We start from the raw sequence: 22,613 nt of genomic DNA, 5'->3' as shown, positions 1-22,613 counted from the left end.
GGCGGGTTTTTTACTTTCTGTCTCTCGGGCCCCGAACAACGCCAGGAGACGACCATGACCAGCACGCACGCCCAACAGACCTTGCTTGAGCACTATGTAAAAAAGATCCTCGCCGCGCCGGTGTACGAACTGGCGGTGCGCACGCCGTTGCAAGCGGCACCGGGGTTGTCCGAAGCCTTGGGCAATCAGGTCCTGCTCAAGCGCGAGGATTTGCAACCGACGTTCTCCTTCAAGATCCGGGGCGCCTACAACAAACTGGTTCAGCTCAGTGATGAGCAAAAAGCGCGTGGCGTGATCACCGCCTCGGCAGGCAATCATGCGCAAGGTGTGGCGCTGGCAGCGCGGGAGTTGGGGATTGCCGCGACCATCGTCATGCCGCGCACCACGCCGGAACTGAAAGTGCTCGGGGTTCGCAGTCGTGGGGCAGAGGCGGTGTTGCACGGTGAGAGTTTTCCGTTCGCCCTCGATCATGCGCTGGGCCTGGCCGAGCAAACCGGTCGCACCTTTGTTTCGCCCTTCGACGACCCGGATGTCATTGCCGGGCAAGGCACGGTGGCGATGGAGATCCTGCGCCAGCATCAAGGCCCGCTGGATGCGATCTTTGTGCCGGTGGGCGGTGGAGGTTTAATCGCCGGCATCGCCGCGTACGTCAAGTACCTGCGCCCTGAAGTGCGCATCATCGGCGTCGAGTCAGAACATTCGGCGTGTCTGGCCGCTGCACTGCAAGCAGATGAGCGAGTGGTCCTGCCGAATGTCGGCACCTTCGCCGATGGCGTGGCGGTGGCACAGATCGGCGCCTATGGCTTCGAAGTCTGCCGATTTTGCGTCGATGAGGTGATGACGGTCAGCAATGATGAGCTTTGCGCCGCGATCAAGAACATCTACGACGATACCCGCTCGATCACCGAACCGTCCGGCGCGCTGGCCGTCGCCGGGATCAAGAAGTACGTGGCGCAAACCGGTGCCCGGGGTCAAACGCTGGTGGCGATCGACTCGGGGGCCAACATCAACTTCGACAGTTTGCGCCACGTGGCCGAGCGTGCGGCATTGAGTGCCACACCGGCGTGAGGCCGGGTGTGGTTACTCCTGAACGGCGTTCTCGACCTTGCTCGACGCCGACCAGATCCGATAGCGGACTTCGATGTCTTTCGGCACGTAAAGCACGATCGGCAGCTTGCTGTTGTAACGCAACATGAAGCCGTCACCGACCACCGGCACGAAGTCTTTTTTGCTCTTGCCGTCAGGGCAGGCCATCAACGTGCTCATCGGCCCGATGACGTTTTCCAGTCGGTAGAACGGGTACCCCCAGCCTTCAAGGTTTTTTTCCTCAAGCATCCCGCCCAGCCGTTGGCGATTGCAGTCCACGGTCAGGGTTTTGCCGGCGAGGATTTCAACCTGAAAGTCGTCCTCTTTGGCTTGCGGGGCGAGGTGAATGACCTGGCGGGTAAAACCGCTTTCGGGTTTGGAAACGGAGCGACGGTTTCAAGCTTCGCGGCATGTGCCACGGTTGACAGTCCGGCAACGATTAGCCCGACAGCCGAAGTGAACGTCAAAGAACCCATGATGCCTCCTTGCTGGTGATGAAGTACGTGGCGGCATTCTTACTGCGCTCAAGGGTTAATGCAAACCCGTGGCGGCTTGTGTGCAGATTGCATGAGCGCCTTGGGTGCTTCTTGCGAATTGCACGGCGGTTTTTATAAGCCCTGGCGCTAAATCATTGATTTACCGATGAGCTGCACGGCGAAATTCGAGGCATGTTTTATGCTTCAGCTGTTGTTAAGCTGGCCGGGATGACACATGAGTCAGCGTCGATCGTTATTGGCAGTCTCACAAAGGAGAGGGTCGCCATGTTTCTTTCTGCCTTGGAACTTCGCAACATCATCGAAAGCAGTTTTTTACCTAAACGCTGCCAATGCACGCTGTCCCCAGAGTTGTTGATGACCGTCAAGGTGTATGCGGACGGTCAAACCGACGCGCTTGACCTGCACGTGACCGGGATCGATGCTTCGGCGCTTAATGGTTGTCGGGAAATCAACGAACTGATCGCCGAACTGCGCACCAAACAACAGTCCGTGGAAATCCCGCACAGAGTAAGCAGCGCTCTTTAGCCCACGGTTTCGAGTTCTACCGACAGGCGCCGGGTCTGAAGAAAGCCCAGGCCCAGCGCCAGCTCAACCAGGACCGCCAGCAATATGCCCGGCCCGGCGTGGCCATTGAGCCATTCACCGAAACCCAATGCGGCCAAACCGAAACAACCCACCATAAAACCGCTGCACAGCGCGCTGCGAGTCACCGACGGCGCCTCGTTTCGAACCCAATAGAAAATCAACCCCAGCGCCGCAAACACCACCGCGCTGCGCCGGGCGACAAGGCCTGTCGCCGTTGAATATTCAATTCCCCAGATCGCCAGCAACTCGTCCGGCATCAAGCCCCAGATCAACGCTAGCAATAGACACAAAGCGGCGGTGAACATCGACAACGTACGAAACGACAACTGCATGGCGAATCCTTGCGGCAGTGAGGGAGGCGCTAGAGCATAACGCCAGAACCCTCACAGTAAAACCGCCAGGTTTCGAATCAGAACTGTTCCGTCAGTTTTGATAACTGCACGCGTCGGAAAGCTTCCTGTAGGTGATTTCTTCAGGCTTGCCGGACGTGTCGATGTACTTCATATCAGCGGTGATCACTTTGCATTCGTCGGTCGTCGGCTCTGTCAGGGCCACGACTTTGCCCACGTTCAGCGGCATGCCGTAGTGATAGGGCACGGCTTGGGAAGAGGGTGTGTCGTTGGCCTGGGCAAGCCCGGCAAACGCAGTGCAGGTGAGGGCGGTGGCAATAATCAGAGCGCGGGTGTTCATGAGGCGATCTCCAGAGCGGGCGGAAAATCAGCTCGACATCAAGGCGTCGAACCTGCCGCACTGGGCATCAGAAGCGTCTGAGGGCGTGCGGTCGTGTTGAGTTTTAACCACGGCGTTAAGCGATGGTTAACCCACCTGAACGCCGCCTGTCGCGCGGGGTGTTTCTGTCGGATGTTTCGCCGGGTAATAAAGCGACGGCAGCTTCGGCTGGGTCCTACAAGCGTAGGTGACTTATCGACTTTCGCCTGCCGGGTGGGAGCGATTACTGTTTGGGCTCGCTGCAAAATCAGCGGTCGGGTTTGGTCACCTGAAGCAACGCACTTAAGTGTGCCATTATTCGCCCTGCGGACATCTACGTCCTCATGTCGAGTAGTTATGGCGGCTGTGTGCCGGACGCTTTCGAGCGAGCCGATGGTTGTTTCGGTTGACCAAGCCTGTACACAGTCCGCCTCCCACCGTTTGGTCACGGTGTTAGCGGTTTTTTTACAAACAACCGAGTAATTACTATGCCAACGTTCAAACCGTTTCCAGATCGTTATCGTTCACTCAACAGCGGTGTTACCGATTCAAGTCCTTTGGTAATCGACACCGAAGCCAACCCCCAAGACATTCTCGAAGCCGCGCTACAGCGAGTAAGAGCCTCCACTCAGCTACTTGAAACGCTTCATTGTCTATGTTTCAAACACAGCGATGTTCAAGATATTCCGCACATTACTCACGCGCTTTATCTGCTGACGCAGGATGGGTTTGACCTGTTAGCGGTTGCGCAGCAGCGGATGATGGGGTGGAAGGCGCCGGTCTGATCTTTACAGCAAAATCCAGCGCTTGTAGGCGCTGGATTTTTTCGTTTTGGATGGGAACTCAGTGATCACACTTAAGCGTCATTGGCGCCAAGCCTCAATACTCCCAAGGTGGTTCGTGAAAGCTATTCATTAAACTGTTGTCGCTCTTTCACTTCCAAGAGTCATAGGGCACACCAAACTTTTCGACGTAGGCTTTTGATTCATTGGAGAGTGACTCGTACTCACCGCCAGACTTACCTTCATACGGCCCACGTGGATCTATCACAGCTTTTACCGTAGTCACTTCGATCGGTGTCATGCACGGACCACCTACCCAGACTTTGGCAATACCTCCGGGGACCAGCCTTATACCGATTGACTGACGATAGCCAGTGATCCATTTCCCATCGGCAGCGCAGAAAACCTTTTCACCCTTAAGCATAATCTCCCGAGTAACCTCAGGGATTTTAATCACCATCAGGTAGGTTTGCGGTTCGACCAACGATTGCCAGCGGACATAGATCTGTTGGGGCAAGTCCGCCCCTGTCACACGTTTTCCGCCTCCGGCAGGCCCTCTTTTCGGCCAACCACGTGGATTGCCGGCGTTGTTGGGAGGCGATTGCATTGACGCGAAACCACTCGCAGCACGTGGAAACACATGGTTCTGAATGTCGGCGACATCGGCTGTTTCGATCCTGACCTCCATGTAATCAGGAGCCGAGAACCCCAGAGTCCATGCTTTGTAGGGCATTGAGCTGCTGCTAGCAAATGTGCAGCCACTGAGCAATAACGCGCAGAAGGTAGGTCGTAAATAATTAATCATTAGAGCGTCACCGCTCTGTCACTTCCAAGAATCATAGGGCACACCAAACATTTCGACGTAGGCTTTGGATTGGTCGGATAGCTTGTCGTACTTACCGCCAGACTTACCTTCATATGGGCCGCGTGGATCAACTACGGCTTTTACCTTGGTCACTTCTATCGCTGGCAGACACGACCCCATCACCCATATTTTGGCCATCCCGCCGGGCGCCAAATTGATAACCAACGCGTTGCGGTAGTCTGTAATCCACTTACCATCAAATGCGCAAAAAGCCTTTTCTTCCTTGCGCATGATCGCCCTTGTCGACTCGGGTACGTTGATCACCATTTGGTAAGTTTGCGGTTCGACAAGAGACTGCCAGCGTACATAAATCTTTTTTGGTAAGTCCGCCCCAGTTACATTCTTACCTTTGCCGATTCCTGGCTTTTCGGGCCACCCTCTAGGGTCGCCAGTGTTGTTAGGAGGTGTCTGTATGGCAGCAGTGCCACTCATCGCTCGCGGATAAACCTGCTCTTTGATATCGACTACATCGGCCGACTCGATCCACACTTCCATGTAATTCGGCGCCGAAAAGCCCAAGCGCCAGGATTTGTAAGGCAATGATTGGCTTTCGGCGAGCGCGCATCCGCTGAGCAGAAAAGCGGCGATAACCACACGTATAAAATTACTCATTAGGGTGCACCGTGCGCACGGAGTTTATGTCTGGTCGGTTGATGAAAACGATGTTCAGGTCGCTATTGTTTCGATTTTTAGCGGCGTTCCAGTTATCTGACAAATGAACGTAACGCCGGAACAACAGTTCTTCCTCCTGCGGAGTCAGTCCTGTTGTTTTACTTTTTCCCTGAGCATATGCCATCAGTTTTTCGGAAATGGGGACGAGTTCGGCAGGTAGCGCAAGCCTTGGATCGTCCTCTGGGATTTGTCGAAAAGGCACTCCATTTTTCACTGCCAACTCGCGCATTATTCGATAGTAAATTAAGGATAGATCGCTGCGAACTTCCCGTTGGCTGCTAACGGCGGCATAAACGTATTTCATATCTTTTCGGTTTTCTTTGCCCGTGGAACGAAACGGCACTTCCCACGTACGGATCTCCAACGGAAGGTTATATTGGGCCAATTGATCCTGAAGCCGCCTCAAGTCCTCTTGGGCAACCTTGTAACTGTTAGCTTCAACAAAAGGTGTCTTTTCGTCGACTGGGCTTTTACGCGGTTTGCTGAGCAGTATCCGTTCAATCGCTTTGGGTAAATAGCCGCCCCCCAGGTCCGAGTGCACGCCCGGCAAGCTAATATCGGCCGCCCCAAGACTGTTCAGGGCAAAGTTGTAACGCCGTTCATTTCGAGCAACCAATTGGACGACCTTTTTAGCCGCGTCTGGCGCCACAAAGATATTGATCCCGGGGTTATAGGCATTATTACCATTCAAGTCGCCAACCAGCGGATTGGCAATGGCGGCTACGGTGTCGTAAACGCCAATGAAATTTATAGAGACATCAGTATGCGGCTTCCAAGTAAAGCTATCCGCTAATCCGGCAGTACCGGTGGGAATTGCTTGGGCCAAAATACTTTTCTCACCCTTTAACACTTCGTTGGCAAAGTCCCTTGCCGCTGCGGAGCCACGACTGAACCCGAAGATATCGAACTCGATTTTCGCCACGCGCTTATCGGGATTGTTCTCTTGAAAGGGGCGAATCACCTCAGCAGTAGCGCCGGAGTTTCTTCAACTCGCGCCCTGACGCCTTGTGCGCCTAAGCCAGTGCCTTGAGAAAAAGTGGAGTCTTCTGCGGTACTGCTGGTACCGATCCCATCCACATAAATCGACAAATTCGCCTTTTGTGCATCGATAGGCAGCGAGTCATCTATTTGGTTATCGTAAAGGTCATACAGCCTGGCTACGTTGCTGACGTCATTCCCGTAACTGTTATCCGGCGAACTCCCCTTACCGTCATACCCATGAGCCGCACAGAACTTACGAATATCCTCAGCCGATTCCTCCAGGTTCACATCCGGCGCAAAGCAGCCAAACACTCGTTCGCTATTACTGCGGTTGTTCCCCGTACCATCAAAGAACACCCCAATCCGCAACGTAATATCTTCTAGCTCGACCTCTTCTTCCTCTTCCTCAAGTTCCTCTTCAGGATCATCCCCTGCAGCCGTTTTCACTGTCTTGGGCACGGAATCAGCAACAGCATTGAACTTGCCAACCGGCGGAGCACTCAGCACTTTCCCTGCCGCGGCGGCCGCAGCTGCGGCCGGTGTGATCGGCGCAAGAATCTGAATCCCGCTCCCCGCACCCGGCGCACCACCGGAGTTGGTCTTGACCTCAGCCCCGCTGATCGTCACACCCCCCGCATCCACCTTGACGAAACTCCCACCAGCCGTGGCCGTCAGTTCCATCCCGCCCTCAACCACAACCTTTTCCCCGGCGTTGTAGTGAATCTCCTCACCGGCCTCGACAAACTGCGCCGTCCCGACCTTCACATGCTGGGTCACGGCGACGGTCAGGTGGTCATCGGCTCGCGCTTCGGTCTTGCGGTCGAGGTGGGTGATGCGGTGTTCTTGAACTTTGAACTCGCTGTAAACATTGGCCTCAACCGTGTCGTGCCGCTCGTTGCCGATGCGGATTTTCTGGTCGTGCTCGATGTTTTCGTCCCAGTCGCGCTGGGCGTGGAGGTAGATCTGTTCCGCGCCTTTTTTGTCTTCGATGCGAAATTCGTTGTAGCCCTTGCCGCCCGGTGAGCTCAGGGTTTTGAAGGTGCTGCGGGTTTTGTTCGCCGGCAGGTCGTAGGGGACAACGTTTTCCTTGTGGTACAGGCAGCCGGTCACCAGCGGTTGGTCGGGGTCGCCTTCGAAGAAGCTGACCAGCACTTCCATGCCGACGCGCGGGATGGCGATGCCGCCGTAGGCACTGCCGGCCCAACCGGTGGCGACGCGCAGCCAGCAAGTGGTTTTATCGTTGGCCTGGCCGTCGCGGTCCCAGTGGAACTGGACTTTGACGCGACCGTATTCGTCGCAATGGATTTCTTCACCCGGCGGGCCGGTGACGATGGCGGTCTGGCTGCCCAGGACTTTCGGTTTCGGGTGTTCGAGGGCAGGGCGGTAGTGCGCGTCCCAGGGCGTGGCGAGGAAGCGGTTGCGGTAGCCCTGATGGAAATCGTCTTTGTTGTGGGTGACGTCGCTGGTGACGTTCTCGCCGAGTACCTGCGGCTGTTTGCCTTCATGGACGACTTCCAGCAGCAGCCAGAGGTCGTTCCACTCGGCGCGCGGGTGTTCGCTGAGGGCCATGAAGTGGCCGCTGACCAACGTGGGTTCGTCACCTTTGCCTTCGGCGAGTGCGTAGTCGCTGCGATGGCGTTCCAGGGCGCGGGTCGCCAGCTGTTTGCCACGCTCGCGGGTGAGGAAGAGGCCGGGGTAATCGTAGTCTTCGAGGTCCGGGGCGAACGCGGTCTTGGCGGCGCCCTCGGGCAGGATGCGCGGTTTTTCGAAGTCGTAGTCGCGGCGGCTGACGCGGGTGGTCCGGGTTTCCAGACGCAGGTTGAAACGTTTGATCACCGGTTTATCGGCGGCCATGCCAGAGTCTTGCTGGTAGGCCACGGGCGCCAGTTTGCGGAACACGGTCTGGTCATCGCCGAACACCAGTTTGTGGCCGCTGGCGCTGTGCTGGAAGTGGAAGTGAATGCCTTCTTCTTCGCACAGGCGCTGGATGAAATGCAGGTCCGACTCGTCGTACTGCACGCAGTAGTCGCGGTCGGGGTAGATCGCGCCGAGCTGGAAACTGTACGCGTCAGCCAGAATGCCGCGCGCTTCCAGCACCTGCGCGATGATCTTCGGCACGCTCAGTTGCTGGAAGATTTGCTGGTCGTGGTTGTGGCGCAGGTACGCCAGTTGCGGGCACAGGCTGATGCTGTAGCGGGTCAGTTTTTTACCCGAGTCGCCTTGCTCGATGCGATAGACCAGACCGTGGATGATGCCTTTGCCGGTCGCGCCGAAAGTCAGGCAGCCGGGCTTGTGCAGGATATCTTCGAGTTTCAGGTCGGGGCGGTTGCTGACCAGTTCGATGTCGAAACAGAACGGTTGGTTGAGGGCTTCGCGACCGACGAAACTGAGGACTTGCAGGTCGGCAGAAACGCCTTCCAGCGTGAGGGAAATATGGGTTGCGTTAGCGTCCAGCATGCCTTGAATTCCGTCCTTTGAATTAGCTGGGGCGGATGGTGCAGGATTAAACGGCCTCGTTCAAGGCGCAAATGGCGTAGGCGAGCGGCTCTCCAACCATCGGGAAAACCCTTAGTGGCACGGTTTGGACCAGTGAATCCGGGAGGTTTTTCGTTATGTTTTACTAGGATTTCTGGTGTCACAGTCTTGACGTGGCGACGAACCGAGAGGAGGCGGTGTGAGTGACACCGCCATCGCAAGCCCGCTCCCACATTGGGATTGTCGCCGACCACGAAAACTGTGCTCACCGCAAATCCCCTGTGGGAGCGGGCTTGCCCGCGATGCGGCCATCAGCTACGGCGAAGATCCAGTTGATGCCGATACGGCAAATCCGGCCCGGTCTTACTGCACGTCAACGCCGCCGCCTGCACTGCAAACTTCAGCATCGCATCAATCTGCTCGTGCCCAAGCTGCTTCAAACCCTCAATCGAATCCAGCTGCTGCTCGGTCAACCAGGTAATCAACGCCGCCTGGAACGTATCGCCAGCCCCCACCGTGTCAGCAATCTTCACGGTACTGGCCGGTACCGACCACGAACCATGAACACGGCTAAACACCGTTGCCCCTTCACCGCCCCGTGTCAGGAACACCAACTGACAGCGATGCTGCAACCAGCCTTCGATCACCCGTTGCGGATCTTCCTCGGGGTACAACAGACTCAAATCCTCATCGCTGACTTTGATCAGGTCCGCATACTCGACCAGCGTCGCGATCCGCGAACGCCACAGGTCGATGTTCGGTTCAGGATTGAGCCGCACGTTCGGGTCAAGGCTGATCAGGCGTTGACCGCTTTCGCGTTGCACCAGCGCCAGCAGCGTGTCGGCAATCGGCTGCACCACCAGCGAGAATGAGCCAACGTGCAAGCCGCGCACCTCGGGCCCCAGCGCCGGCAGGTGTTCGAGTGTCAATTGCCGATCCGCGCAACCTTCACCTCGAAAGCTGTAGTGCGGCGAGCCATTGGCGCCGACGGCAACCATTGCCAGCGTGCTTGGCGCGGCGAAATCCACCAGGTAATCGGCGCGTACGCCTTCACCCTGCAGCACTTGCTGCAAGCGTCGGCCGAGGTAGTCGGTGGACAGCCCGGCAAACAACGCCGACTCCACACCCAAACGGCGCAAACCGACCGCCACGTTGAACGGCGAACCGCCGGCAATCGCCTTGAAATTCACTTTTGAAGCCAGGCCGCTGGCGTCCTCTTCACTGAAGAAATCGAACAGCGCTTCGCCACACACCAAGTACATAGTTACTCACTCTTTAAAGGGTTGCGACATGCTGTCGATAGCGTTCATAGGCCTGCTCAAAGGCCTGCACATTGGTGGCAATCGGCAAGGTTTCGCTGGCCAGATCAAGCGTTACGCAGCGCTCGCACAGGTCGGCCAGGCTGTCCTCGTGCCCGTTTGCCCGGGATTTGCACCACGCCACCTGAATCGCCGCGCCAAGGGCGGCGGCTTCGCTTTGTTCGGTGCAGATGACAGGGGTGTTCATGATGTCGGCGACGATCTGTCGCCACACCGGACTCTTCGAGCCGCCGCCGATCAGGCAGATGCTGCGGCTTTGTAAGCCATTGTGCCGCAACAGGTCCAGTCCATAACGCAATCCGAAGGTCGTGCCTTCCACTACGGCACGGCACAGGTTTGCCTGGGTCAGGTTAGTCATCGTCAAGCCCAGCAGGCTGCCGGTGGCGTGGGGCAGGGCGGGGACGCGTTCGCCGTTAAGGAATGGCAGCATGCACACGCCTTCGGCTCCGATGGGGGCCTGCGCGACCCAATCGTTGAACTGTTGGATATCCAGGTCGAACAACTCGCGAATAGCACCCGTCGCGTTGGTCAGGTTCATGGTGCAAATCAACGGCAACCAACCACCGCTGGAAGAACAGAAGGTGGCGACCGAGGCGTCCGCGCTGACTTTGGGCTGATCGGCATAAGCGCACACCGTGCCCGATGAGCCGAGGCTCATGGTGATCGCGCCGGGCTTGATGTTGCCGGTACCAATCGCGCCCATCATGTTGTCGCCGCCACCGCTTGAAACCAGCGCTTGCGGGTTGATGCCCAAGTGTTCGGCGATGCTCGGCAACAACGTGCCGACGGCCTGGTGGGCGTCGATCAACTCCGGCAACGCGGCTTGCAGGCGGCCGCTGGGATCGATATCGCGCAGCAATTGCAAATCCCACTGACGGGTGCGTACGTTGAAATAACCGGTGCCGGAGGCGTCGCCGTATTCACTGCAACTGCGGCCGGTGAGCCAGAAGTTGAGGTAGTCGTGGGGCAGCAGGATGCGGGCGATGCGGGCGAACACGTGCGGGTGTTGCTCCTTGGTCCAGAGCAGCTTTGACACGGTGTAACCGGGTGCGATGACGACGCCGAGGCGCTCAAGCGAACCCTTTTCACCACCGAGATGCGCCAGCAGGCGATCGTTTTCCGGAGTGGATTCGGTGTCGCACCAGAGTTTGGCCGGACGCAGCACCTGGCCTTGATCGTCGAGCAGGACCAGACCATGTTGCTGGCCGGAAACGCCGATGCCGAGGATGTCCTGGCCGTCGACATTGGCTTCGCGCAGCGCATTTCGGGTGGCCAGGGTGAAGGCATGCAGCCACTGGCGGGTGTCTTGCTCACGGCGACCGTTGGCGTCGCTGATCAGGCTGTGGGCGGCGGCACCCTGACCCAGCACCTGGCCGCTGACCGAGTCGAGGACAATGGCTTTAGTGCCTTGGGTGCCGCAGTCGATGCCGAGAAATAATTGTTGATTTGCCATGAATGCCCCCTACAGATCGTCAAGCCAACACCCGCTCCAACGTCCGCGTCACACCCACGTCGCGCAAGCTGTTGCAACACCACTCGAATGCCGCCACAAACTCGGCCGAATGCGGGATCGCCGTGCCAAAAATCTCCTCGACCGCGAGCAATCGTTGGGTGATCAACACATCATCCGCTACCAGTGCCTGACAGAACGCCGCCCGTGGATCAGGGATCGAATAGGTATCGCCATTCTCATCCACACCCTTCAAATACAGGGCCCACGCCGCCACGACCAGCGCGGCCTGTTTGGTTTCGCGACCATCAGCAATCAAGCGGTTGATGGTCGGGAGGGTGAACTTGGGAAACTTCGACGAACCGTCCGAGCACACCCGCTCCAGTTGATCGGCAATGGCCTGGTTGGAGAAGCGCTGCACCAGCGTGTCTTTGTAGTCCGTCAGGTTAATCCCTGGCACGGGCGACAGCTGCGGGGTCACGTCCAGGTCCATGTAGGCGCGCATATAGCGCACGAACAGCGGGTCGTTCATGGTTTCGTGGACAAAACGGTAACCCTTGAGAAACCCCAGATAGGTCAGTGCCAGATGGCTGCCGTTGAGCAGTTTGATCTTCATCTCTTCATAAGGCGTGACGTCATCGGTGAACTGCACGCCGACCTTTTCCCACGCGGGGCGACCGTTGACGAACTTGTCTTCCAGCACCCATTGCACAAAGGGTTCGCAGACCACCGGCCAGGCATCGTCGACCGCGTGTTTGTCGGCCAGCTGCAGACGATGTGCGGTGCTGGTCATCGGCGTAATGCGGTCGACCATGGCGTTGGGAAAGCTCACATTGCGCTCGATCCAGTCGCGCAGATCGGCGTCGCGCAACGCGGCGAAGGCCAACAGAGCCTTGCGGGTGACCGCGCCGTTGTGGGGCAGGTTATCGCAGGACATCAGCGTGAACGCCGGCGTGCCGGCCGCTCTGCGCTGGGCCAGCGCCGCACACAGGAAGCCGAAGACGGTCGTCGGCGAATCCGGGTGCGCCAGGTCGTGCTGGATCTGCGGCAGATCGGCCATGAACTCGCCGGTACTGTCGTCGATGCAATAACCGCCCTCGGTGATGGTCAGCGAGACAATGCGGATGTCGGGGCTGGCGAGTTTATCGATCAGCGTTTGCGCACCGTCTTCAGCCAGCAGCATGTCGCGGATCGCACCGATGACCCGGACTTCGGTGTCATCGGTATCGCCCAGCTCAAACAGGGTGAACAGGTAGTCCTGCTCGTTGAGATCGTCCCGGGCGCGGCGGTCTTCGGCGCGCAGGCCGACCCCGCAAATGGCCCAGTCCAGCGCTTCGCCAGTATTCATCAACGCGTCGGTGTAATACGCCTGATGCGCGCGGTGGAAACCACCCACGCCAATGTGCGCGATGCCTTGGCGCGTGTCGCTCAGTGCATAGGCGGGCAGACCCACCCTCAGGCTTGAGGCGATGCAGATTCTGATTATTGAGTTTCATCACATAGTCTCGGGATCAGGCGGCGGCGCGCAGTGGGCGAGTGAGCGCCACGCCGTCGGCATCGAATAAATGGCAGTGTTCAGCGTCCAGGTGCAGGTTCAGGGTTTCGCCATAACGGCTGGCGAGGTCGCCACGCACGCGCAGGGTCAGGGCTTCACCGGACGTGGTCACGACGTGGCAGAAGGTGTCGCTGCCCAGGCGCTCGCTGACGTCGGCGGTGACCTGCAGCGTGCAGTCGCCGGTCTGCGCCAGTTCCAGATGTTCCGGACGAATGCCCAATGTCACAGCGCTGCCGACGCTGAGGGTCGCCGCGCTCAATGGCAGGCTGATGCGGGTTCCGGCGTCCAGCAGCACTTCGGTGTGCTGGCCCTCGATGTGGGTCACTTTGCCCTTGAGGAAGCCCATTTTCGGCGTGCCCAGGAACCCGGCGACAAACAGGTTGGCCGGCTGGTGATACAGGTCCAGCGGCGAGCCGACCTGTTCGATTTTGCCGCCATTGAGCACGACCACCTTGTCGGCCATGGTCATGGCCTCAACCTGGTCGTGGGTCACGTAAATCATCGTGGCTTGCAGTTCTTTGTGCAGGCGCAACAGTTCCAGGCGCATCTGCACCCGCAGGGCGGCGTCGAGGTTGGACAGCGGTTCGTCGAACAGGAATATTTTCGGGTTGCGCACAATCGCCCGGCCGATGGCCACGCGCTGACGCTGGCCGCCAGACAGCTGTTTCGGCTTGCGTTCGAGCATCGGCCCCAGTTCCAGGATGCGCGCCGCTTCGCCGACTTTCTTCTCGACTTCCGCTTTTGGCACGCCGGCCAGATCGAGGGCGAACGACATGTTTTTGCGCACGCTCATGTGCGGGTACAGGGCGTAGGTCTGAAACACCATCGCCAGGTCACGCTTGGCCGGGCTGACTTCGGTGATGTCGCGGCCATCGAGCTCTATGGTTCCGCCGCTGACTTCTTCCAGGCCGGCGATCAGCCGCAGCAGCGTGGACTTGCCGCAACCCGACGGACCGACGAACACCACGAACTCCTTGTCGTTCACTTCCAGGTCGATGCCTTTGATGATGGAAAAGCCTTCGAAGCCTTTTTGCAGATTCTTGATTTTCAGGTTGGCCATGGTGGCGCTCCTTTTGTGCTTATTCTTTGAGGGCTATTTCACGGCGCCGAACGACAGGCCGCGGACCAATTGTTTCTGGCTGATCCAGCCGAAAATCAGGATCGGCGCACAGGCCAGCGTCGACACCGCCGACAACTTGGCCCAGAACAACCCTTCGGGACTTGAGTACGAGGCGATCAATGCAGTCAGTGGCGCGGCTTTCGACGAGGTCAGGTTCAGCGACCAGAACGCCTCGTTCCAACACAGGATCAGCGACAGCAAAACGGTCGACGCCAGGCCACCCTTGGCGATGGGCAGCAGCACCCGGACCATTTCCTGCCACAGCGTGGCGCCGTCCAGGCGTGCGGCTTCGAGGATGTCTTTGGGGATGTCTTTGAAGTAGGTGTAAATCATCCAGACCACGATGGGCAGGTTGATCAGCGTGTAAATGACGATCAGCGCAATGCGCGTATCGAGCAGGCCAAAGCTTTTGGCCAGCAGGTAGATCGGCATCAACACGCCCACCGGCGGCAGCATTTTGGTGGAGAGCATCCACAGCAGCGTGCCTTTGGTGCGTTGGGTTTCATAGAACGCCATCGAGTAGGCCGCCGGCACCGCAATCAGCAGGCACAACGCGGTGGCGCTGAACGAAATCACCACCGAATTCCAGGCAAAGCTGAAGTAGTCACTGCGCTCATTGATGTGCAGGTAATTCTCCAGCGTCGGCGTGAAAATGAACTGCGGCGGTGTGGCAAATGCATCGATTTCGGTTTTGAAACTGGTCAGCACCATCCAGAAAATCGGGAAGAAGACCAGGATGGCGATGGCCCAGGCCAGGGTGCCGAGCAGCAGGCTTTGCAGGCGGCGGGATTGTTGAAGGGTCATGGCGCAGGCCTCAGGCTTTGTCTGTCAGGTTTTTGCCGATCATGCGCACCAGTACGATGGCCGCGATGTTGGCGATCACCACGGCGATCAAACCACCCGCCGAGGCCATGCCGACGTCGAACTGCACCAGCGCCTGGTTGTAGATCAGGTAGGCGAGGTTGGTCGAGGCGTAGCCGGGGCCGCCGTTGGTGGTGGTGAAAATTTCGGCGAACACCGAGAGCAGGAAGATGGTTTCGATCATCACCACCACCGCAATCGGTCGCGCCAGATGCGGCAGGGTCAGGTGCCAGAAGATCGCAATCGGCCCGGCACCGTCGAGGCGCGCCGCTTCTTTCTGTTCCTGATCGAGGGACTGCATGGCGGTCATCAGGATCAGGATCGCGAACGGCAGCCATTGCCACGACACAATGATGATGATCGACAGCAACGGGTAATGCGCCAGCCAGTCCACCGGTTGCGCGCCGAACAGTTTCCAGACGTAGGCGAGGATCCCCGACACCGGATGGAAAATCAGGTTCTTCCAGATCAGCGCACCGACGGTGGGCATGATGAAGAACGGCGAAATCAGCATCACCCGCACGATGCCGCGGCCCATGAATTCCGAGGCCTCAAGCAGTGCACCGATCAGCACGCCGAACACCACGCTGATCAGCAAGACGCTGCCTACCAGCAACAACGTATTGGTAGCGCCGGGCAGGAAGCCCGAATCCGTCAGGAAGTAAGTAAAGTTCTCCAGCCCGACGAACTCGTTTTCACCCGGACTAAGCAGGTTGTAGCGAATCGTCGAGAAGTAGACGGTCATGCCCAGCGGCACAATCATCCACAACAGCAACAAGGCCACTGAAGGGCTGACCAAAAACCAGCCGGGATTGGTCAACCGGCTTTTACGCACCGGTTGGGGCAGGTCCATGTGAGCTTTGGCAGTTGAAATATTCATGGCATTAAACCGATTAGTAACAGACATACGAAGATCGAAATGTGGGAGCGGGCTTGCTCGCGAAAGCGGTGTTCCAGTCGTTGAAGTAGCATCGGATGTACCGGCCTCTTCGCGAGCAAGCCCGCTCCCACATTTGATTGCGTCTAACCTGTAGGAGCGCAGCTTGCCCGCGATGGCGGCAACCCGGCGTCCCGACAATCAGGACATGACTACTTGGGATAACCAGCGCGCTTCATCTCGCGTTCGGTGGTTTGCTGGGCGGCAGCCAGGGCTTGATCAACGGTGGTTTGACCGATCAGCGCCGCTGAGAACGCCTTGCCAACCTGGGTGCCGATGCCTTGGAACTCAGGAATGGTCACCAACTGAATGCCGATATAAGGCACTGGTTTGAGCGTCGGTTTGCTCGGGTCCGCGGCCTTGAGCGATTCCAGCGTGATCTTGGCGAACGGCGCGGCGTTCATGTAGGACTCGCTGTAGGTCGAGGCTCGAGTGCCGGGCGGCACGTTGGCAATTCCGTCTTTTTCCGCGACCAGCGCGCCATATTCCTTGGAGGTGGCCCAGGCACTAAAGGTCTTCGCGGCGTCCTTGGCCTTGGAACTGGTCGGGATCGCCAGTGCCCATGAGTAAAGCCAGGCCGAGCCCTTGTCGGTGGTTTCATGCGGGGCATAAGTGAATCCGACGTGGTCAGCCACTTTGCTTTGCGTTTTGTCGGTGACGAAAGACCCGGCGACGCTGGCATCGACCCAGATCGCACACTTGCCGCTGTTGAACAGCGCCAGGTTTTCGTTGAAACCGTTACTGGAAGCACCCGGAGGGCCGGATTGCTTCATGGTTTCGACGTAGAAATTCAGGGCGTTTTTCCACTCAGGGCCGGTAAATTCCGGCTGCCACTTCTCATCAAACCAGCGTGCGCCATAGGCGTTGGCGACGGTGGTGATCAGCGCCATGTTCTCGCCCCAACCGGCCTTGCCGCGCAGGCAGATGCCGTACTGTTCTTTATCCTTGTTGGTGAGTTTGCTGGCGAATTCGCCGATCTGGGTCCAGGTCGGGTGCTCGGGCATGGTCAACCCGGCGTCCTTGAACAGGTCAGTGCGGTAATAAGTGATCGAGCTTTCGGCGTAGAACGGCAGGGCATACAGCGAGCCCTTGACCGACAGGCCTTCACGCACTGACGGGAAGACATCGTCGAGTGCATAGCCGGCCGGCAAATCCTTCATCGGCTCCAGCCAACCCTTGGCACCCCACAGTGCGGCTTCGTACATGCCGATGGTCAGCACGTCGAACTGCCCGCCCTGTGTCGCGATGTCGGTGGTCAGGCGTTGGCGCAGAACGTTTTCTTCGAGCACCACCCAATTGAGCTTGATGTCCGGGTGCTCGGCTTCGAAGGTTTTCGACAGCTTTTGCATGCGGATCATGTCGCTGTTGTTGACGGTGGCGATTGTCAGGGTCTGAGCGCCGAAGCTGACGCTGCTGAGGGTCATGCAGGTGAGGGCAAGCAGAGCTTTTACAGAAGGTTGCATCGAGCACTCCTTTTCTGCACCTCGAGGGTTACAGAAGGACAGTTATTGTTTTTGTGTCTTCCTGAGCAGGGAAGAATGTGCGCTGATTACAGCCTTCAATCGATGGAGTGACAAATCATCCATCGCACTTGAATTGATACTATTTTGCACTGGGATCTGGAAAGGAAGAATTCCGCACCAAGCGCCCTGTAGCAGCTGCCGAAGGCTGCGTTCGAGTGCGCAACACTCGTTAGGGCAGAGTACACGGTGTTACTGGAGGACCAGAGTTGCAGGTTTTGCGCCTGCTTTGCAGTCGAACGCAGCCTTCGGCAGCTGCTACAGGTCGGAACGTCAGTGCTGATTTTGCTCAGTAAGGCGTTGCACCGCCAACCGCCGGTAGTGCGACGGCGTCATGCCCTTCAGTTGCTGAAAACGTCGATTGAAGTTGGAAATATTGTTGAAACCCGACTCGAAGCACACATCGGTCACCGGTTTGTCGCCATCGGCCAGCAGCTCGCAGGATTTGCTGATACGCAGCCGATTGACGAATTCGATGAAGCAGCGCCCGGTGGCTTGTTTGAACACCCTGCTGAAGTACGTCGGCTTCATGCCCAGATGCTCGGCAACTTCCTCAAGCGGCAGCTCCCGGGCGTAATGGGCAAAAATGTAATCGACGGCGCGGTTGGTGCGATCGATGTTGTGTTCATCGGCCAATTGCGGTGTCGTTGCGCCCGACAGTAATTGATAGTCGTCGCATGCCGCCAGCAGCTCCAGCAGAATAAAAAAATGCCCGAGGCGAGTGACGCCTTGGGTGTCGGCAATGCGTTGCATCAGGGTCATGGCCTGGCGGATGGTGCGCTTGCCACGAAACTCGATACCGTACTGCGCGCGCTCCAGCAATGGCGCGAGGGTCTTGAGCTCGGCGAATACCTGATGGCCGCTTTCGAACAGTTCGTCCGTGAAGTTGACCAGCATGTCGCGTTTGGGCACCACTTCGTCTTCCGCGACCTGGCTGATCCAGTTGTGAGGCAGGTTGGGGCCGGTGAGGAATAGTGTCTCGGGATAGAAATTACCGATGTAGTCGCCGATGAACACCTTGCCGGAGCTGGCGACGATCAGGTGCAACTCGTATTCCTTGTGAAAATGCCAGCGCACCAGCGGGCAGGGGAAGCCGTGCTGACGATAGATGATGGACAGCCCGTTGTGGTCGTCCATCAATTCGTAGGAGGGGTCGGTCACGCGGGCTGTTCTGGTCATGTTTGGTTGCTTTTTTGTTATCGCGTTTCGGATCATGCCTCGTTTGCTGCCTGCGGTGCCAGCGTGGCGCGACGTTCGCTTATGCGGGTGTATGCAACCGGTGTCCGTAAACTGCCTTCATGCTGGTGGCGCCCCAGCAATAGCGAACGATATCCGTCTCTTCAAAGAAATCCAGTGCTGATGATGCTGCACCGGGTGACCCAATTGCCGGTGGTGTGGAACCAGTCATTGATTTGGTTTTTGATGTGCTGCGGGCCACCCAACAGCGAATAGCAGGTCGCCGGCAACGACCAAAGAAATGACTCGTAAGGTGCTTGCGCAAGGGTCGTTTCGATATGCGTTTGCAGTTCGCCGATGTCGGTGAACACCTTGCCGTTCCACTTGTGACGGATGTGCGGCCAGAAATACTCGCTGTTCAGCCCGGGATTTGCTTGAGCCGCCATGACGATGCGCCGCTGCGAGCTGGCGTGCTTGAGCTGTTCCACGGTACTGAAAGCATCCGCAGAACGGATCAAGCGCGTCCCCAGTCGTCGCATCAGCAAATCATTGAATTGTTGATAATCAAAAAGCTTTGAATCATCGCCCAATTGATGGAAGTCGAAAATGATGAACTCGTCCGGATTTTGAGTGAGGAACGTCGTCACCGCCTCGATCAACTCATCAAGAATGCGGTGGGACTGATAGCCGTTGTGGTGAAAGTAGTAGACCGGTGCTTGCGGGCCGGCGGTGCAGCCAAGGCGAATATCGAACGCCCGTGCGCCGTTGGCCAGTTGCCAGGCAAATGTGTCGGTCTGGCAGGTTGTCCAGTTGCCGAGTACCACTTCGTAGTTTGGCGCCCGTTCGTCCATCCCGGCATTATGCGTGCCGGGCCAAATAATATCGGTCAGCTTCAATCGACCTACATCCAGTACGTTGCTCATCCATTGTTTTTTGTCGAGTGGGGTTGCCGTGTTGCGGGTCATGAGAGTTCCTTGTTGTGGAGTCGCCCCATCCATGGGAAGACTTTCATGACCCAGCGTAGGAGTGCTTGGCCGCATTGCCAGTCACTGAAACAACTGCACAAAAATAGCCATTTAATGGCACTGCAACTAAGGCGTCCGGTTGCCAGCTTTTGTCAGGTTGACGGTTCGGCAATAAGAAACCAGTTGTGATTCGTCAAAGAAGTCGACATTGATAATGCTGCACTTTATCGCCCAGTCGCTGTTCTTTGGGTCAAACCAGGAATCAAGTTTTTCATGAATATCCACCGGGCCGCCAAGCGCACTGTAACTGGTGGCGGAAAGCGACCAGGGCGCCCAGGTTCCCGGTGGAAACTTCAGCACATCAACAATATGCTTTTCCAGTTCTGCGACATTGGTAATTGCGTTGCCAGTCCATTTGTGCTGTATCTGTTCGAGAAACACATCTTTATCAAGTGCCCTGTGCCAGGGTGCCGCGACTAACACGCGTTGTGCCGGACTGATGTTTTTAAGTTGAGCCAGACTCTTGGACCGGTTTTGGGTAGGGATGATGCGATCGCCGAGAAACCGTATCACCATGTCGTTGAAGTAAGCGAAATCAAAGTCATCGCCATCCAATGCATGGAAATCGAGGATGATGAATTCGTTGGGATTCTCTATAAGGAAACGCCTCACGTCAGTGACAAGATTGCCCAGGTTACGATTATTGCGGATACCATTGTGATGAAAGCGGAATTTCCCCAGCCCAGGGGCAGCGGCTTCGTAAATCAAGCGGATGTCGAGCGCCCGGGCGCCGTGGTTCAACTGGGTGTAAAACGATTCGTGCTGACAGGCCAGCCAGTGCGCTGGAAGCGGAAACCACGACGCTTTCCAGTCACTGCCCGCGTTATGGCTGCCCGGCAACGTTAATTGACTGAGCGACAAAGTATCAATAGCCGGCGTCGCGGACATCCAGTTTTTAAGTGCGTAGTTATTCTGAGCGATAGTATCCATTCAATGCATCCGTGCATAAGTTTGTTAGTTGGTTGGTTGTGCCGAACATCACTAATAAAGTTGATGTTCGGTCGCGCATTTATAGAGGGCGTGTCGGGCGCGGTCAATAAGGCGGGTTATGCAAAATGTTTGTTACTGGCAAAAATACTAAGATGGATTGCGGTTCTTGGCTTCAATCCATTGAGACATGTATTGGGTACTTTTATGGTGGTGATGGCGCAACATGCTGCCTATGAAGTTGTCGCGCCTAAGTTGAACCAGGTGCTGTTGGCAGTACAGCAACTTTTCGATGAGTGCGGGGCCATGTTCCGACTGTCGATAACGATCGGACAACAGCGTTTGCCCCTGGGATTGGGCGTCTGTCCAAAGCGCTTCGTCCTGGTACAGTCGAACCGCGCAATCGGCGAACGCCTGCGCTGTGCGGGTCACCGCGCCGGGCCAGCGGTGTTCGCCGTGCATGGCCTCGGCTCCGATTGGTGTAGTGATCGTCGGGGTTCCACATAACATGGCGTCGACAATCTTGCCTTTGATGCCTGCACCGAAGCGCAGGGCGCCAGGCAAATCCGCGCCGCCGACATGACTTTCAAGGCATCTGGCGCCCAGTTCATCACATGAAATCCTTGGGCGGCGTTGTGCAGCGCGGTCGCTTTGGGCGGGGTGTAGGCACCGTAAATGTGTAGTTGAGCCGTGGGCAGTTGCGCGCGGATCAGCGGCCAGATGGTGGTTTTCATCCAGAGCACTGCATCCCAATTCGGCGCGTGGCGAAAGTTACCGATACTCAAAAAGTGCGCACGGTCTGCAAGGGCACCGGTGGTGCACTGGGCAGATCGACCATCAACGGGCACCAGTGCAACACCTTGCGTGGCAGCTTGAACTGCTCGACCAGCAACTCGATTTCCACTTCGGAGATCATCAGGTTCAAGTCGCAACGATACAGCGCCGCGATCTCGCGTTTGGCCAGGTCGGTATCCGCCATCAGTTCGAACTCTTCACGCAGTGCCGGGGCAAACAATTCGCTGAAGTCATTGGCGTCATCGCGCTCTTTCAAACGCTCTTTAAGCCGCTGGTGCCGGGCGTGTCGCAGACTTTGCAAGTCCGAAGTCTCAAGTACTCGCAACGCGTTGGGGCAGTGCTTTTCAACACGCCAGCCAAATTGTTCTTCAATCATGAACTGGTCGAACAACACGATATCTGGTGCCAGTTCACTGATGAACGCGTCGAAACTGCTGTTGTTCAACTCGATGTCCACTTCGCGAATACCCAACGCAGTCAGGTCCGCGCGGTGTTCACCGGTACCGGCGGGGCTGCTGAAGGTAATGTCCCAGCCTTGCTGCAAGAATGTATCGAGGATTTGCATCACATGACCACTGGCCGCAGAAGAACGCGGCTCGGGCCAGACGTAACCAATGACCAGGACTTTGGTTGCGCGGGGCTGACTCATTAACGGGTATTCCTTGGTGCGGGTAAAGGGAAGGGGGGGCGAGACAATCAAGCCTGGCAGGCGAGTATGGATTTGACCTTGTCGCGCAACTGATCGATCGAGAACGGTTTTCCGATCATATGCATGCCATCAGGCACGTCGATGTTTTCGGCATAACCGCTGGCGAACAGGATTGGCAACTGCGGGCGCAGCTTACGCGCCTCATTGGCCAATTCCCGGCCGTCCATTACCGGCAAGCCGACATCGGTCATCATCAAATCAATGTATTGGTCTTCGTCGTTGAGAAATTCCAGGGCCTGTTCGCTGCCATCCGCCTCGAGCACGTTGAATTCCAGCTCCTCCAGCACGTCAACGATCAGCATGCGCACGATCGCATCGTCTTCGACGACTAAAATGATGGATGCCTTGGCGGACATAATGTGTGCTCTCAAAAGATGAGTTCAGGGGGCGCCGGTGGAAAGAAATCGTCGGGCTCATGCATGAGTAAGTGGCGGATCCCGACAAGTTCCCTACGCTGTGCAAAAAGAATAGCTGCGCGGCGGCCGGCAAGGATAACCGGTCCCTTTTAGGCTCGCGCAGCTAAATGCGGGGATTGCGCTTGATTCATGGCATATAGTTGGATCAATAC

General features: G+C 57.3%; 17 protein-coding genes and 5 pseudogenes. 3 read left to right on the top strand and 19 right to left on the bottom strand.

The window, feature by feature from the left end; all coding sequences use genetic code 11:
• Window positions 1-54: 54 nt before the first annotated feature.
• A pseudogene (gene ilvA, locus AB4N76_RS29435) lies at window positions 55-1,050 on the top strand (threonine ammonia-lyase, biosynthetic); the annotation flags it as partial.
• A gap of 30 nt (window positions 1,051-1,080) precedes the next feature.
• Here the strand turns inward: ilvA and eco are convergent.
• Window positions 1,081-1,562, bottom strand: a pseudogene (gene eco / locus AB4N76_RS29430) (serine protease inhibitor ecotin).
• A gap of 285 nt (window positions 1,563-1,847) precedes the next feature.
• On the opposite strand from eco, the gene AB4N76_RS29425 reads away from it, so the two are divergent.
• The gene (locus AB4N76_RS29425; RefSeq protein WP_046033116.1) at window positions 1,848-2,108 is read left to right on the top strand and encodes a DUF1652 domain-containing protein; all 261 of its coding nucleotides are present in this window, start codon (window positions 1,848-1,850) and stop codon (window positions 2,106-2,108) included.
• Here the strand turns inward: AB4N76_RS29425 and AB4N76_RS29420 are convergent.
• Together AB4N76_RS29420 and AB4N76_RS29415 are read right to left on the bottom strand one after the other, a co-directional pair.
• Window positions 2,105-2,500, bottom strand: a complete 396-nt coding sequence (locus AB4N76_RS29420; protein ID WP_046033117.1) for a hypothetical protein — start codon at window positions 2,498-2,500, stop codon at window positions 2,105-2,107. The two genes, AB4N76_RS29425 and AB4N76_RS29420, sit on opposite strands and share 4 nt — an antisense overlap.
• Window positions 2,501-2,591: 91 nt before the next feature.
• Window positions 2,592-2,858: a DUF2790 domain-containing protein gene (locus AB4N76_RS29415; protein WP_046033118.1), complete on the bottom strand. Its 267-nt coding sequence runs from the start codon at window positions 2,856-2,858 to the stop codon at window positions 2,592-2,594.
• A 506-nt stretch (window positions 2,859-3,364) separates the two neighbouring features.
• Here AB4N76_RS29415 and AB4N76_RS29410 point away from each other — a divergent pair.
• Window positions 3,365-3,661 carry a hypothetical protein gene (locus AB4N76_RS29410; RefSeq protein ID WP_046033119.1) on the top strand — a complete coding sequence of 99 codons (297 nt, stop codon included), beginning with the start codon at window positions 3,365-3,367 and terminating at the stop codon, window positions 3,659-3,661.
• A gap of 148 nt (window positions 3,662-3,809) precedes the next feature.
• On the opposite strand, the gene AB4N76_RS29405 is transcribed toward AB4N76_RS29410, so the two are convergent.
• From AB4N76_RS29405 to AB4N76_RS29330, 16 genes and pseudogenes are all read right to left on the bottom strand, one after another.
• Window positions 3,810-4,463: a DUF2931 family protein gene (locus AB4N76_RS29405; RefSeq protein WP_046033120.1), complete on the bottom strand. Its 654-nt coding sequence runs from the start codon at window positions 4,461-4,463 to the stop codon at window positions 3,810-3,812.
• An 18-nt stretch (window positions 4,464-4,481) separates the two neighbouring features.
• Window positions 4,482-5,135, bottom strand: a complete 654-nt coding sequence (locus AB4N76_RS29400; RefSeq protein WP_046033121.1) for a DUF2931 family protein — start codon at window positions 5,133-5,135, stop codon at window positions 4,482-4,484.
• On the bottom strand, window positions 5,128-6,156 hold the full coding sequence (locus AB4N76_RS29395) for a phospholipase effector Tle1 domain-containing protein (protein WP_460163918.1): 1,029 nt from the start codon (window positions 6,154-6,156) through the stop codon (window positions 5,128-5,130). Before AB4N76_RS29395 ends, AB4N76_RS29400 begins: the two co-directional genes overlap by 8 nt.
• Window positions 6,153-8,633 (bottom strand): type VI secretion system Vgr family protein, encoded by a 2,481-nt coding sequence (locus AB4N76_RS29390; protein WP_460163917.1) that lies wholly within the window; start codon window positions 8,631-8,633, stop codon window positions 6,153-6,155. Before AB4N76_RS29390 ends, AB4N76_RS29395 begins: the two co-directional genes overlap by 4 nt.
• A gap of 329 nt (window positions 8,634-8,962) precedes the next feature.
• Entirely contained in the window at window positions 8,963-9,913 is a 951-nt protein-coding gene (locus tag AB4N76_RS29385) for a carbohydrate kinase family protein (protein WP_046033123.1), read from the bottom strand.
• 13 nt (window positions 9,914-9,926) lie between these two features.
• Window positions 9,927-11,423, bottom strand: a complete 1,497-nt coding sequence (gene xylB / locus AB4N76_RS29380) for a xylulokinase (RefSeq protein ID WP_460163916.1) — start codon at window positions 11,421-11,423, stop codon at window positions 9,927-9,929.
• A 19-nt stretch (window positions 11,424-11,442) separates the two neighbouring features.
• A pseudogene (locus tag AB4N76_RS29375) lies at window positions 11,443-12,916 on the bottom strand (mannitol dehydrogenase family protein).
• 15 nt (window positions 12,917-12,931) lie between these two features.
• Window positions 12,932-14,035 (bottom strand): ABC transporter ATP-binding protein, encoded by a 1,104-nt coding sequence (locus AB4N76_RS29370; protein WP_046033126.1) that lies wholly within the window; start codon window positions 14,033-14,035, stop codon window positions 12,932-12,934.
• 33 nt (window positions 14,036-14,068) lie between these two features.
• Window positions 14,069-14,899: a carbohydrate ABC transporter permease gene (locus AB4N76_RS29365; RefSeq protein ID WP_223525538.1), complete on the bottom strand. Its 831-nt coding sequence runs from the start codon at window positions 14,897-14,899 to the stop codon at window positions 14,069-14,071.
• A 10-nt stretch (window positions 14,900-14,909) separates the two neighbouring features.
• Complete coding sequence (locus AB4N76_RS29360) at window positions 14,910-15,836, bottom strand: carbohydrate ABC transporter permease (protein WP_460163915.1); 927 nt, start codon at window positions 15,834-15,836, stop codon at window positions 14,910-14,912.
• A gap of 209 nt (window positions 15,837-16,045) precedes the next feature.
• Window positions 16,046-17,356 (bottom strand): ABC transporter substrate-binding protein, encoded by a 1,311-nt coding sequence (locus AB4N76_RS29355; RefSeq protein WP_046033129.1) that lies wholly within the window; start codon window positions 17,354-17,356, stop codon window positions 16,046-16,048.
• Window positions 17,357-17,686: 330 nt separating this feature from the next.
• Complete coding sequence (locus tag AB4N76_RS29350) at window positions 17,687-18,592, bottom strand: AraC family transcriptional regulator (protein WP_046033130.1); 906 nt, start codon at window positions 18,590-18,592, stop codon at window positions 17,687-17,689.
• Between the two features lie 79 nt (window positions 18,593-18,671).
• Window positions 18,672-19,554, bottom strand: a pseudogene (locus AB4N76_RS29345) (phospholipase).
• 126 nt (window positions 19,555-19,680) lie between these two features.
• On the bottom strand, window positions 19,681-20,544 hold the full coding sequence (locus AB4N76_RS29340) for a PI-PLC domain-containing protein (RefSeq protein WP_077432133.1): 864 nt from the start codon (window positions 20,542-20,544) through the stop codon (window positions 19,681-19,683).
• Window positions 20,545-20,691: 147 nt separating this feature from the next.
• Window positions 20,692-21,985: pseudogene (locus AB4N76_RS29335) on the bottom strand (glycosyltransferase).
• Window positions 21,986-22,032: 47 nt separating this feature from the next.
• A complete protein-coding gene (locus AB4N76_RS29330) occupies window positions 22,033-22,401 on the bottom strand; it encodes a response regulator (protein ID WP_046033134.1) in 369 nt (122 codons plus the stop codon).
• Between the last annotated feature and the right edge of the window lie 212 nt (window positions 22,402-22,613).

This window comes from Pseudomonas sp. S2_F03 (genome assembly GCF_054668335.1).
Note: the sequence above shows the minus strand (reverse complement) of the source record. Positions and strands in the feature narration are given on the sequence as shown.